This is a genomic window from Candidatus Igneacidithiobacillus taiwanensis (assembly GCF_031962545.1).
In the GTDB taxonomy this organism is placed as follows: domain Bacteria; phylum Pseudomonadota; class Gammaproteobacteria; order Acidithiobacillales; family Acidithiobacillaceae; genus Igneacidithiobacillus; species Igneacidithiobacillus taiwanensis.
Genome location: NZ_JAVRKK010000060.1, coordinates 1 through 12,374 on the forward strand (window position 1 = coordinate 1; position 12,374 = coordinate 12,374).

Annotated in this window: 15 protein-coding genes; 6 read left to right on the plus strand and 9 right to left on the minus strand. The window is 57.9% G+C overall.

Translation table 11 applies throughout. The annotated features are described in order from the left end of the window. The first annotated feature begins 564 nt into the window (after positions 1 to 564). The 3 genes from RTI30_RS08645 to pdxH are packed head-to-tail and all read left to right on the plus strand — an operon-like array spanning position 565 to position 2,627. Positions 565 to 1,314 carry a type 1 glutamine amidotransferase domain-containing protein gene (locus RTI30_RS08645; RefSeq protein WP_312263298.1) on the plus strand — a complete coding sequence of 250 codons (750 nt, stop codon included), beginning with the start codon at positions 565 to 567 and terminating at the stop codon, positions 1,312 to 1,314. Beyond that, a complete protein-coding gene (rpiA, locus tag RTI30_RS08650; protein WP_312263299.1) occupies positions 1,304 to 1,972 on the plus strand; it encodes a ribose-5-phosphate isomerase RpiA in 669 nt (222 codons plus the stop codon). Before RTI30_RS08645 ends, rpiA begins: the two co-directional genes overlap by 11 nt. Positions 1,973 to 1,979: 7 nt before the next feature. Continuing rightward, positions 1,980 to 2,627 (plus strand): pyridoxamine 5'-phosphate oxidase, encoded by a 648-nt coding sequence (pdxH, locus tag RTI30_RS08655; protein ID WP_312263300.1) that lies wholly within the window; start codon positions 1,980 to 1,982, stop codon positions 2,625 to 2,627. A gap of 10 nt (positions 2,628 to 2,637) precedes the next feature. Here pdxH and RTI30_RS08660 read toward each other — a convergent pair whose 3' ends face one another. The 4 genes from RTI30_RS08660 to leuC are packed head-to-tail and all read right to left on the minus strand — an operon-like array spanning position 2,638 to position 5,113. After that, positions 2,638 to 2,937: a hypothetical protein gene (locus RTI30_RS08660; RefSeq protein WP_312263301.1), complete on the minus strand. Its 300-nt coding sequence runs from the start codon at positions 2,935 to 2,937 to the stop codon at positions 2,638 to 2,640. Beyond that, the gene (gene leuD / locus RTI30_RS08665) at positions 2,930 to 3,562 is read right to left on the minus strand and encodes a 3-isopropylmalate dehydratase small subunit (protein ID WP_312263302.1); all 633 of its coding nucleotides are present in this window, start codon (positions 3,560 to 3,562) and stop codon (positions 2,930 to 2,932) included. Before leuD ends, RTI30_RS08660 begins: the two co-directional genes overlap by 8 nt. A gap of 1 nt (position 3,563) precedes the next feature. Beyond that, positions 3,564 to 3,707: a hypothetical protein gene (locus tag RTI30_RS08670; protein ID WP_312263303.1), complete on the minus strand. Its 144-nt coding sequence runs from the start codon at positions 3,705 to 3,707 to the stop codon at positions 3,564 to 3,566. Further along, positions 3,704 to 5,113, minus strand: coding sequence for a 3-isopropylmalate dehydratase large subunit (gene leuC, locus RTI30_RS08675; protein ID WP_312263304.1), 1,410 nt, complete (start codon positions 5,111 to 5,113; stop codon positions 3,704 to 3,706). The genes RTI30_RS08670 and leuC overlap by 4 nt, the downstream gene beginning before the upstream one ends. Positions 5,114 to 5,256: 143 nt before the next feature. On the opposite strand from leuC, the gene pmbA reads away from it, so the two are divergent. Together pmbA and RTI30_RS08685 are read left to right on the plus strand one after the other, a co-directional pair. After that, the gene (pmbA, locus tag RTI30_RS08680; RefSeq protein ID WP_312263305.1) at positions 5,257 to 6,585 is read left to right on the plus strand and encodes a metalloprotease PmbA; all 1,329 of its coding nucleotides are present in this window, start codon (positions 5,257 to 5,259) and stop codon (positions 6,583 to 6,585) included. Between the two features lie 3 nt (positions 6,586 to 6,588). Further along, positions 6,589 to 7,956 carry an APC family permease gene (locus tag RTI30_RS08685; RefSeq protein ID WP_312274817.1) on the plus strand — a complete coding sequence of 456 codons (1,368 nt, stop codon included), beginning with the start codon at positions 6,589 to 6,591 and terminating at the stop codon, positions 7,954 to 7,956. Here the strand turns inward: RTI30_RS08685 and RTI30_RS08690 are convergent. From RTI30_RS08690 to RTI30_RS08710, 5 genes are all read right to left on the minus strand, one after another. Beyond that, entirely contained in the window at positions 7,940 to 8,293 is a 354-nt protein-coding gene (locus RTI30_RS08690; RefSeq protein ID WP_312263418.1) for a P-II family nitrogen regulator, read from the minus strand. The two genes, RTI30_RS08685 and RTI30_RS08690, sit on opposite strands and share 17 nt — an antisense overlap. Next, on the minus strand, positions 8,290 to 9,012 hold the full coding sequence (locus RTI30_RS08695; RefSeq protein WP_312263419.1) for a type 1 glutamine amidotransferase: 723 nt from the start codon (positions 9,010 to 9,012) through the stop codon (positions 8,290 to 8,292). Before RTI30_RS08695 ends, RTI30_RS08690 begins: the two co-directional genes overlap by 4 nt. Before the next feature lie 66 nt (positions 9,013 to 9,078). Beyond that, on the minus strand, positions 9,079 to 10,383 hold the full coding sequence (locus tag RTI30_RS08700) for an ammonium transporter (protein WP_312263420.1): 1,305 nt from the start codon (positions 10,381 to 10,383) through the stop codon (positions 9,079 to 9,081). A gap of 39 nt (positions 10,384 to 10,422) precedes the next feature. Next, entirely contained in the window at positions 10,423 to 10,761 is a 339-nt protein-coding gene (gene glnK / locus RTI30_RS08705; RefSeq protein WP_312263421.1) for a P-II family nitrogen regulator, read from the minus strand. A gap of 21 nt (positions 10,762 to 10,782) precedes the next feature. Next, complete coding sequence (locus RTI30_RS08710; RefSeq protein WP_312263422.1) at positions 10,783 to 11,940, minus strand: outer membrane beta-barrel protein; 1,158 nt, start codon at positions 11,938 to 11,940, stop codon at positions 10,783 to 10,785. 276 nt (positions 11,941 to 12,216) lie between these two features. Between RTI30_RS08710 and RTI30_RS08715 the strand changes: the two genes are divergently transcribed. Further along, positions 12,217 to 12,374: glutamine synthetase beta-grasp domain-containing protein (locus tag RTI30_RS08715; RefSeq protein ID WP_409449695.1), on the plus strand; the 158-nt coding region annotated here is incomplete at its 3' end.

Consider the following 12,374-nt stretch of genomic DNA (forward strand, 5'->3'; position numbering starts at 1 on the left):
AAAATAGTGGTATTTCGATCAGCAATGGGCCTCATGGCGTTTTTTTTGAGATTCTGGATCAACGGCAATGCCTTCTTCGGCTAGATCAGATCTTCCCTAGCGAAAAGCTTGGGCGAAGCACTCCCTTTTCTACCCCGACCAATGCCATTTATGTCGCTAGCCAATCGAACCGGTGAAGCAAAAATGACACCCACTACCTCAGGCAAATATTCATACAAAGTTATATTTTTACCAAAGTCTACGATTCGGCGACTAAGGTATGCCAGCAAAAACCCAGACGCAATAGTTAAGGACTTCAAATATTTTTGGGTAGAACGAGGATCGATTAGGAAACTGAATTCAGAAAAATTACCATATAAACATATTACTTTTTTCTTATAGATAGATTTGTGACTATTCAGCTCTTTAGAAAAAAAGCGAAACATTGTCCTTACAACATTGTATAGATTATGCTCGAAATAGTGATCGCAAAAGATGGGGAATTTCTCAAACATCATTTTAACAGGCCAATAAAAATATAACTTTATTTTTTTATTGAACATCAAACCTGCTATACTCGTACCTATGTTACCGAGCCAACCCTTCGTCGCCTTCCTCCTCTCGAGCGCCAAGAGCTTGCCTCTGGCAGACGGGAGCAGCATCGCCACCGGCGTCTGGGCAGAGGAACTCCTCGTGCCTTGGCAAGCGCTACGTGCGGCGGGATGGCCCTTGCTCTTCGTGACTCCGGATGGTGAGACAGCGCAGATCGATCCGCAGAGTCTGGATCTCGCAAACCTGGGAAACGATCGCGACAAGCAGCATTTTTTGCACCAGGAAACGGCCAAACTTCCCCTCGACCACCGCCTCTCCATCGCTGCGCTCGCGCCACTGCGACCTGCCCTGCGCGGCATTTTCATTCCCGGTGGCAACGGCCCCTTGGTAGACTTCCCGGAATCCAGCGCGGTTGGCGACCTACTCTCCTTCTGTCGACAAAAAAATCTCCCCGTTGCCACCCTTTGTCATGGGGCTGCCGCCCTCCTCGCCCGCCCGGCCGGCGAACAGGATCGCCCTTTTGCTGGCTTTGCGGTAAGCTGCTTTCAAAAGCGTGAAGAAGAGCAGACGACTCTTGCCGGCCGCTGGCCCTATCATCTAGAGGAAGGCCTGCGTGCTGTAGGTTTTACCGTAGTTGGCGGCGAGCCTTGGCAGGAATGGATCACGGAGGATCGCCAGCTGTATAGCGGTCAAAATCCCGCTTCCGCCCTTCCCTTGGCAAGAGTGTTCTTGCGGCGCTTGGAGGAAAATCGTCGATATAGAGGAAGTAAACATGGATATTGATGCACAAAAGAAAATGGCAGCCGAGGCGGCCTTGGACTACATAAAGCCGGGGATGATCGTTGGCGTCGGCACGGGCTCGACCAGCAATCATTTTATCGATGCCCTAGGGCGCGCCAAGATCGCGGTAGATGGCTATGTGCCTTCGAGTCTTGGCACCGCGGAACGGCTCAAGTCTTTGGGTTTGCGCGTACTCGACCTGAACGATACCGGCGACATCCCGGTGTACGTCGACGGTGCCGACGAAATCGACCCACATTTTCGCCTGATCAAGGGCGGCGGCGGTGCCCTCACCCGCGAAAAGATCGTCGCCTCGGCGGCTCAGCGCTTCATCTGCATCGCCGACCAATCCAAGGATCACCGTGCCTTAGGCAGCTTTCCTCTGCCGGTAGAGGTCATCCCTTTTGCGCGCAGCTTCGTGGCACGGCAGCTCGTCAAGTTGGGGGGCAACCCGAGCCTGCGCAGCGGCTTCACCAGCGATAACGGCAATGTGATTCTCGACGTGGTCGGCCTCGATCTTCGCGATCCGGCCGCCATGGAGAGCAAAATCAATAGCATTCCCGGGGTGCTGGACAATGGCATATTCGCCCTGCGCCATGCCGATGTAGTCCTCCTCGGCGGTCCGGATGGGGTGATTCGCCGCAGCGCCGCGCCGCAATAGGCTCCCCATGGAAGGCGAAGTCGACCATCGTTCCACGCGCAGGGACTTCGTGCGCGGCTCCCTGCGCCGGGCGGATCTCCATCCGGACCCTTGGGAGCAAATGCGGCGCTGGCTGCAAGATGCAGCGGCCACGGATAATTTCGATCCCACCGCGATGGCTCTGGCAACGGCGAACGCCAGCGGTGAGCCCAGCGTGCGCTTCGTGCTGCTCAAGCACTTCGATGTCCGGGGCATCTGCTGGTACACCGATAGCCGCAGTCAAAAGGGGCGGGAACTACAAAGCAATCCCCACGCCGCGGCGGTCTTTTACTGGCCGGAACTCGATCGGCAGTTGCGCCTGCAGGGGCAAGTCGAGACCCTTCCCGAAGCCGATGCCGAGGCGTACTTTCGCCAACGTCCGCTGGGTAGTCGTCTTGCTGCGGCTGCCTCGGAACAAAGCCGATCGATTGCCGACCGCGCAGCCCTCGAGGCGCGCGTAGCGGAATTGGCGGCGGAATACCCCAACGGCGAAGTACCGCGTAATCCGGCTTGGCTCGGCTACCGCCTCGCACCCTCGCGTTTTGAGTTTTGGCAGGGGCGGAGCAACCGCTTGCACGATCGCTTCGTGTACGTGGCAGACGGGACCGATTGGCGCATCGAGCGCCTCATGCCCTAGGGGCTTCCATTCAGAAGCGCTCGACCCGCGCCTCGTAGTCGGCCACGATCAAACGGTAGAGGTCATCCCCCAGTTGCACGTGGGCATTCTTTGCTGCACCAATCTGGATGCTGTTGCCACCCGTCGAGCTCAACCCCAAGGGTTGAAAGAGATCTTGCTCGACCAAGTCGAGCAACAACTCCCGCAGATGCACCTCGGCGACGCTGCCGGTATTATCCACCACGCGGCAGGGCTTGCCGCGCTTGGTCTGGCCCGTAACGATGCGGGCGTGGGGACTGATCGGGGGCAATCCTGATTCTTCTTCAACCATGTCGTGCTTCCTCGCGAAATAACCAAGGCATCTGTTGCCGACGCTGTTGTTCATAGGCGCGAATCGCCGCCGCATGACCAAGCGTCAATTCGATATCGTCGAGCCCATGCAGGAGTTTGTGCTTGGCACCAGGCGCAATACTGAAGGCGTAGCGCCGGCCACTGTCGAGGCGCAACTCCTCGGCGGCGAGGTCGATGTGGACCTGCACCGGCTCTGTTTGGGTTGCGGCAAAGAGGGAATCGATCTGCTCCTGCGGAAGACTGATGAGCAGAATCCCGTTCTGCACGCAATTATTGGCAAAGATATCGGCAAAGCTGGGCGCGATAATGGCGCGGATGCCATAATCCGCCAAGGCCCAGGGAGCATGCTCGCGGCTCGATCCGCAGCCAAAATTTTGCCGTGTCAGGAGCACTTGGGCGCCGCGATAGCGCGGATCGTTGAGGACGAAATCAGGGTTTTCTTCGCCCAAGTTACCGTTGCGATAGCGCCAGTCGAAAAAGAGGAATTTTCCCAAGCCCTGGCGCTCGATGGTCTTTAAAAACTGCTTGGGGATGATGGCATCGGTGTCGACATTGGCCCGGTCGAGGGGGATCAATACCGAATCGACGGTGGTAAAGGCTTGCATTTCAGGATTTCTCCATACGCTTGAGAACGACATACTCGACGGCAGCGAGTTGATTGGAAGCGGCGCGACTAGCGGCAATGGCCCCCAACTCCGTCAACCCGCAGCTGAAGAGCAGAAGGAGGATTCGCAGCAAGAGCATTTTCATGCGGAGAGTTGCCGCACGTCCACGAAATGCCCGGCGATGGCGGCAGCAGCGGCCATGGCGGGACTGACGAGGTGGGTACGCCCGCCCGCTCCTTGGCGGCCCTCGAAATTGCGGTTCGAGGTGGCCGCACAACGCTCTCCGGGCTCCAAGCGATCGGCATTCATGGCCAAGCACATGGAGCAACCGGGTTCGCGCCACTCAAAGCCCGCCGCGCGAAAGATTTCATCGAGCCCTTCGGCTTCGGCCTGCGCCTTCACCAAACCGGAGCCCGGCACCACCAGCACGGCACGTACCGAATCGGCCTTGCGTTTGCCACGGACCACTTCTGCCGCTGCACGTAAATCCTCTATCCGACCATTGGTGCAGGATCCAATGAAAACCTTGTCGACCTGCAACTCACTTATCGGCGTGCCGGGCCGCAGATCCATGTAGCGCAGAGCGCGTTGCCAAGCCTCACGACGCACGGGATCGGGGGCCGTTGCTGGATCCGGAATGCACGCGTCGATGGGTAAGACCATCTCCGGACTGGTGCCCCAACTCACCTGTGGCGATAGGGCGCTGGCATCGATCCGCACTTCGCGGTCGAAATGCGCGTCGGGATCGCTGTGCAGGCCCTGCCAGAAGGCCACGGCGCGCTCCCAAAGCGCTCCCTGCGGGGCATAGGGGCGCCCTTGCAGGTAGGCAAAGGTCAGCGCGTCGGGGGCAACCATGCCGGAGCGAGCACCGGCTTCGATGGCCATATTGCAGAGTGTCATCCGCCCTTCGATGCTAAGGGCCTCGATGGCCGGGCCAGCAAACTCGATCGCGTGCCCGGTGCCTCCGGCGGTACCGATCTCGCCAATGATGGCGAGGACCAAGTCTTTGGCGCTCACCCCACGGGGCAAACTACCCTCCACCCAGACCCGCATGTTCTTGGACTTGCGCGTCCACAAGCACTGTGTAGCCAGCACATGTTCGACTTCCGTAGTACCGATACCAAAAGCCAGCGCCCCGAGGGCACCATGGGTGGCGGTATGGGAATCGCCGCAAACCACGGTCATTCCCGGCAGGGTGAGCCCCTGCTCCGGCGCAATAACATGGACGATGCCCTGCCGCTGGTCGAGCATGCCAAATTCTTCCACACCAAACTCGGCACAATTGCGGTCCAAGGTCTCCACTTGCAGGCGAGAGGTCTCGTCGGTAATGCCCGCCGCCCGGTCGGTGGTGGGAACATTATGGTCGGCCGTGGCAATGTTGGCGTCGATGCGCCATAGGCGCCGCCCCGCCGCACGCAGTCCAGAAAAGGCTTGGGGACTGGTCACTTCGTGCAAGAGCTGCCGATCGATGTAGAGCAAGGTCCGGCCATCCGCCTCGCGCAGCACTTCATGCTGCTCCCAAAGTTTGTCGTAGAGGGTTTTTCCTGCCATTTCCGTCGTATCCGTGCCAAGCATAAACTGCGGTCTTCGCCATGGTACCCCGATTTTGCGCGCGGCAAAAATCGTCGACCTTTCCCCGCGGGCCGACGAGCGTTTAAGATGGAGGCATCGCAACATTGCCAAAAGGATTGTCCATGCACAGCAGCGAAACCCAAGAGCTCCAGGACGTGGCCCAGCGCTGTCTGGAAATTGCCAAAAGCCAGGGTGCCAGTGCTGCGGAGGTCGGGGCGAGCAGCGGCAAGGGCTTGTCGCTCAGCGTGCGCCTGGGCGAGGTGGAGTCGGTGGAGTATCATCGCGACAAGACCGTCGGCGTCACTGTCTACCTGGGCGAGCGCAAGGGTTCGGCCTCGAGTTCGGATTTTTCCTTGGCGGCCCTCACGGAGACCGTGGCAGCGGCGTTGAACATTGCCCGCCATACGGGTGCTGACTCGGCCGCCGGTCTGGCTGATCCTTCTCTGTTCGCCACTACGTTTCCCGACCTCGATCTCTACCACCCCTGGGAGATCGATCCCGACACCGCCGCCGACCTTGCCCGCCAATGCGAGGATGTTGCCCGCGCTGCCGATCCGCGCATTCGCAATTCCGAGGGGGCGAGTATCAGCACCGGCGAGGGGGCGAGCGTCTACGCCAATAGTCTGGGCTTTATGGGCAGCAGCCGCGGGACACGCCACAGTCTTTCTTGCTCGGTGATTGCCGAGGACGATAGCGGTATGCAGCGCGACTACTGGTACGACGTCGCTCGTCGCCCATCCGACCTCGCCAGTCCCGCCGAGATTGGGCGCGTTTGCGCCGAGCGCGCCTTGCGTCGACTGGGTGCGCGCAAGATTTCCACCTGTACGGCTCCGGTCCTCTTTGAAAACCAAGTAGCCGCCAGCCTGCTGGGCCATTTTGCCCAAGCCATCAGTGGCGGCAGCCTCTATCGCAAGGCGAGCTTTTTGCAGGACAGCCTCGGGCAAACGCTGTTCCCCAGCCACATTCGCATTTACGAGGAGCCTTTGCGCCGGCGCGGCTTGGCGAGTGCCAGTTTTGATGGCGATGGCGTTGCCACTCGTAATCGCGATCTGATTCGGGATGGCGTCTTGCAATCCTACTTGCTCGATGTCTACAGCGCGCGCAAACTCGGTCTGCAAAGCACCGGCAACGCCGGCGGTGCCCACAACCTGACCCTGGCCCCCGGCACCGACGATCTCGAGGCGCTGTTGCGGAAGATGGGCCGTGGTTTGTTGGTTACCGAACTCATCGGCTTTGGCGTCAATGGTGTCACCGGCGACTACTCCCGTGGGGCTGCGGGATTCTGGGTAGAAAACGGCAGCATTCAATACCCGGTGGAGGAAATCACCATTGCCGGCAATTTGCGGGAAATGTTCCGGGGCATGGTCGCCGTGGGCAGTGATTTACTGATTCACGGCGGCACCGGCAGCCCTTCGGTCCTCATCGAGAGAATGACCATCGCCGGCGACTGAGATATGGTGCATTCTGCCCAGCGGGTAAGCACCCGCGAGGTCTGGGGCCATGCCGTGGCGAATATCACGCCCTCGGCCATGCCGGCGGTGACCATCGCCCTCGTGGCAGTGCATGGCGGTAGTTTTACTTGGCTCGCCTATGCCTTGGTAGGCCTGGTGATGTGGCTGGTTGCCGTGCAGTTGGGGATTCTGGCCAAGCATTTTCCTTCGCCGGGCTCACTCTTCTTTTATTTGGCCAAGGCCCTACATCCTGTGGCGGGCTTGGTCGCTGGCTTTACCATGATTCTCGGCTACGGTGGCGCCCTTCTCGGCGCCCCTCTCCTTTGCGGGCTCTTTGCCAACACTGGCCTGCACACCCTCTTTCCCCAAGCGCCGGATCTACTTTTTCCTCTCGCCCTGGCAACCCTCGCCATCGCCTTCCTCCTTGCCCGGCGCGGGGTGGAGATCTCGGCACGTTGGGGTCTTTGGGTGGAATGGTTTTCCCTTGCCTGCATCTTGCTCATTGCCGTGCTGACTTTGCAGCACTTTGGCATCAGCGATCCCCAGCAGTGGCAGCTCGGACATCTGCACCCACCGTCGTTGCTCAGCGCCCTGGTCTTGGCCTTGCTCGCCTACGGCGGCTTCGAGACAGCCGGAAATTTGGCTGCAGAAGCCGAAAAACCGCAGGCCATCCCCGGCATCATGCGCTGGGCGGTGCTCTTGGTTGGCCTCTTTTTTGCCTTTCTGGCCTACACCGAAACCCTTGCCTTTGATCGACTCGGGCAATCCTTGGGTAACGCCAGCACCCCGTTGAATGCCATCGCCACCGCCATGGGCGATCCCTGGCTCGGCGTGGTAGTGGATTTGGCCATGGCTACTGCCGCCTTTTCTGCGAGCATCGCGACCTTCAACAGCATTTCTCGCATCCTCTTGAGCATGGCCGGGCACGGAGTACTACCGCATATTCTGACGCGCAGACATCTAACCTATGGCACGCCGGTCGTTGCTCTTTACGCTTTGGGCGTGGTGGTGTTAGCCAGCATTGTACTGTTCTGGCTCACCCACACCGAGATCCTCAGCCTGATCGGCATCTTCGGAACCTTTACCGCCTTGGGCTTTGTGCTGCTCTACGCCCTGGGCAATCTGGCAGCGTTGCGCTACCTCTTTCAGCAGCGCTTGGAGTTACGCTGGCTGAGTCTCCTCATTACCCTCATTAGCCTGCCTTTGCTTGGCGCCGTTTTTTACGGAACCGTGGTGCCTTTTCCCAGCGGCAGTATTGGCAATACGATCCTGTTGTTTATTTTCATGGTTTGTGCAACGACGGCCTTAGGGCTCTACTGGTCGCGCTTTCAGCCAGAGCGCATACAGGCCATTGTCAGCCGGGAGCTGTAACCGTCTCGGAGCGAATCGACACGACCTGCGCAACGGGCTCGATCCAAATTTTGCCGTCACCCATTTCTCCGGTAGCGGCTTCGGCGCGAATCAGGGCAAGGATGGATGATGTGTGGATTGCTTCGACCACCGTCTCGATCTGCACCTTGGGATGGCTGCGCGACTGATACCAGACGCCACTATGCAGGGTCGAGTAGCCGCGCTGCTGACCAACGCCATCGACCTCCGTAACCGTTACACCGCCCACGCCCAATTCCGCCAAGCGATCACACACTTGATCGAGGCGTTGCGGACGAAGGATTGCCGTGATGCGTACCCAGGCCGGGGTATTGCTCATGCCATTGCTCTCTGTACCTGCTCCAACCACGGACGGTACAACGTCGCCGCAATGGCGGCAAGTTCTGCGCAGGCAGCATCCACATTGCCGAGAATTTCCGCCGCCGACTGCACATAGCTCCCCCCAGCGGCCAAGTCCGCCACGCCTGCTGCCGTCCATTGCCGGACTTGCTGCGCGGTCACCTCGGGATGCGCCTGCAAGGCGAGGATGCGCGGGCCAACGGCAAAGGCCTGCGCTGCCGTCGCGGCATTGGTTGCTAGCAACTCGGCTCCCGCTGGCAGGGCAGCACAATGCTCACCATGCCAGTGAAAGAGAGGAATACTCGGGGGCAGGTCCGGCCACCAGGCACTCCCGGCGGCCGTTACAGACACCGGCCACCAGCCAAGTTCCGCACCGACGGGATTGGGCAGCACCTGCCCGCCCAGCGCAACGGTAATCAACTGGGCGCCAAGACAGTGCCCCAAAATGGGGCGCTGCTGTTTAGCAGCGAGGGCAATCAGTCTCTTTTCCGCTTTCAACCAAGGATAGTCTGCCTCATCGTGAACGCTCATCGGACCGCCCATAAGGATAAGAGCAGCATAGCTCCCAAGGTCCTCGGGCACTGAATCACCGGCATCCAGAGCCCGCAGGTCAACAGAGAAGCCCGCTGCTGCCAACAGAGGCGCCAGGCTACCCAGACCTTCCTCAGGGTGATGTTGCAACACCAAAATGCTAGTCATTCGATCCTCCCACAAAAACGGCGGCCCTAGGGCCGCCGAAAGCGCATGTTTATAGGCAAACCGCGATCAATCGCCCAACACCGGATGACGTTCGCCCTCTCCATAGAAGGCATAGGCCTCCTCGCCGTGGACGGCGTCGTCACCAACGAGCAGCTCCTCTTCGCTCATACGCAAGGGAACGACCAGACTGATGAGTTTGAGCAGGATGAAGGTCACCACGATATTCAGGGCAATGATGAAGGCAGCACCAATCACCTGCAACCAAACCTGATGCCAGTTGCCTTCGATGGCGCCGCCGGGGGTGCTCAAGCCGAAAGCCGTGCAGCCCGCCTTGGTGGCAAAGATACCAGTCATGATGCCTCCCAGCACGCCCGCCACCGCATGGGTGTGGAAAACGCCCAGGGTATCGTCGACCTTGCGAAAAAGAGCAGTCTTACCAAGAATATTCATGCTCATCCAGGGGATGATGCCCGAAGCAATACCGATGGCAATCGCACCCCAACCGTCTACCACGCCCGCCGCCGGAGTGATGGCAACCAAGCCCGTGATCATGCCTTGTACCGCACCGATCACCGCCGGCTTTTTGAAGTAGAAGATATCCATGATGGTCCAGACGATGACGCTCACCGCCGTCGCCAGGTTGGTGTTGAGCACCGCCGCACCGGCATCACGGCTCGCCGCGTAGGGGTCACCACCATTGAAACCATTCCAACCGAGCCACAGGATACCCGCTCCCACCAGCATCAACAGGACGTTGTTGGGCTGGAAATTCTCACGATCGCGGGCCAGACGCGGACCGATGACCGCCGCGCCAACAAATCCGGCAACCCCCGCAGAAAGATGGATCACGTAGCCACCGGAGTAGTCGATTACGCCCAAGGTGGAAAGGAAGCCGCCACCCCACAGGCTGAAGGCACCAACCGTGTAGGAGAAGGTCAGCCAGAGCGGGACAAAGATCATCCACGCCTTGAAACTCATGCGCCCAAGAAATGCGCCCGCCATGATGACCAAGGTAATGGCGGCAAACACAAACTGGAAATACACCATGGTCGACATGGGAAATGCAGCCGTGGTGTTGGAGGCGGGAATCAGCGCTTGGGTCAGCTCGTCCTGCATACTGATGATGGGATGCGGCAGGCCCACAAAGGGAAACCATTCATTGCCAAAGCCCATATTGTAGGCCCAGAGAACCCAGGCAATCAGCACTGCAGCAAAGGCATAAAAGGCCATAAAAGCAGAGTTTACTGCCCATTTCTTTTTGACGATGCCGGCATAAAGCACCACCAAACCAGGCACACTTTGTAGGCCGACGACGGTGGCAGCAGTCAGCTGCCAAGCGTTGTCACCAGTATTTAACCATGGAACCGACATAGGTTTCTCCTTGTAACGGTAGCTAAGAGTTATTAGAAATCAGAGGGCGTCGTCGCCACTTTCGCCGGTACGGATGCGAATGGCCTGCGATATGTCGGAAACGAAGATCTTGCCATCGCCGATCTTGCCGGTCTTGGCGCCTTTACTGATGGCCTCGATGGCGGTATCGAGAAACTCATCTTTAATCACCGTTTCAATCTTCACCTTGGGCAGAAAATCCACCACATATTCCGCCCCGCGGTAGAGCTCGGTATGTCCTTTCTGGCGACCGAATCCCTTTACCTCGGTGACCGTGAGGCCCTGAATACCCACTTCCGACAATGCCTCGCGGACATCATCCAATTTAAACGGCTTAATAATTGCCGTAACCAGTTTCATAGCGAACCCCCTATAACACCATCAGAAAAGAAAACCGGTTTCCACTACGCCGCGCACCTGCGAAGGATTGCTGCCCGTCGGGCCGGCAAATCCATACGTTCCTGGTGCAAAAGCGGCAACATACGACAGCTCTGCCCTCGCAAAGAAATCACCACACTGATAGGTTGGGGTAACGGTAATGGACCAAGCATGTGAATCCGCTGGCAACCCGGTCAGGGTTGAAGCGATGCTACCAGAATTCAATCCATAGCCGAGCGGGCCACCCACTTCTAAATATTCCAAACGCGCGCCCAAGGAATAGTCGGTGCTAAAACTGTAGTTAGCTAAAATTGCACCACCGTAGTTATCAAACGAGTGACCAATTCCCAAGCGCGCGCTTGCAGGCGTATGCATGTACTGAAAATATGGCTCAACCATCCACGGACCGGCGCTGTATTCGTACTCCAGCCCATAAATTTGGCTCACATCTCCGTAAGGATTATAGGCCGGAGAACTCGCTGCCATACGCACTTTACCAACTGAGCCTTCGCCATATACGCTAATCGTATTCGCAGAATTCAGCGCGAGGCTGACCAGACCACTGATGACATTATAGCGGTTGGAATAATAACCATCGTTCCACGATAGTGATGCGGTCACCGGACCAGCACCCGCATTGACTTGGATACCGCGACTGATAATCGGCTCCATGTCCCAGAGCAAGCCGCGTTCGATATTGACATTTTGGTAGGTAAACCCACTTTCGGCACCGATCAGCGTCGGCATCTGCCCAATTTGCACCGAAAAATTACTGCTCGGAGCAATCTTCAGATAGCCAATCGGCAGCGCTCCAAAATCATTGATTGCCACCGTCGGATCAGCGCCGGTAAAAGATTCTGCCAAAGTTGGAAAACTATAGGCCCCGGCCTGTAGATAAAACTGCACCAAACCTGAGGATTTTTGTACGATTGCCATACCGTTGGTGATGGTTGCGCCATCATGTTTGGCGCCAAGCGTTCCTGGAAGTCCCTGGGGATTGTCTTGCCAAAAGGCCATACCACTCGCCACACCCTGCACGCCAATCTTGCCCAAGGGGCCGGCGTCTACTTCGATAGGGTTCGGTAGATTAAGAGAGGCCTCCGCCAGCGGGGCGGAAAGTGCTGCCAGCACGGCTGCGGAGAGTATCCATATTTTTTTCATCACGGTTGTCCTCGTACGGTGGTAAAAAAGCGAATGGCCTGTTGCAGGATTTGTGCCATGGCCAAAACAGCCATTTACGCCGCAAAAAACAGTCGCTTACCCAACAATCTGACAATTTGGGATCGCATAAGCACCATAAAAGTGCATCAAGAAGAGTTTTTGCATTAACTTAGTGCATGACCGCGCGAAAACCTCCTTGTTATTCCCGTGCAGGGCATGGCACAGAACCTGCTTACTGGTTATAGGAATCCACCAAAATCGAGGAGTGCATTAGATATGGGCATGACCCCATCCGAAGTCGTGCAGTTGATTGCCGACAAAGACGTGAAATTTATTGATTTTCGCTTTACCGATACCAAGGGCAAGGAGCAGCACGTTTCCGTGCCCGCCCATACCCTCGAAGAAAAAACCTTTATCGAAGGCAAGATGTTTGA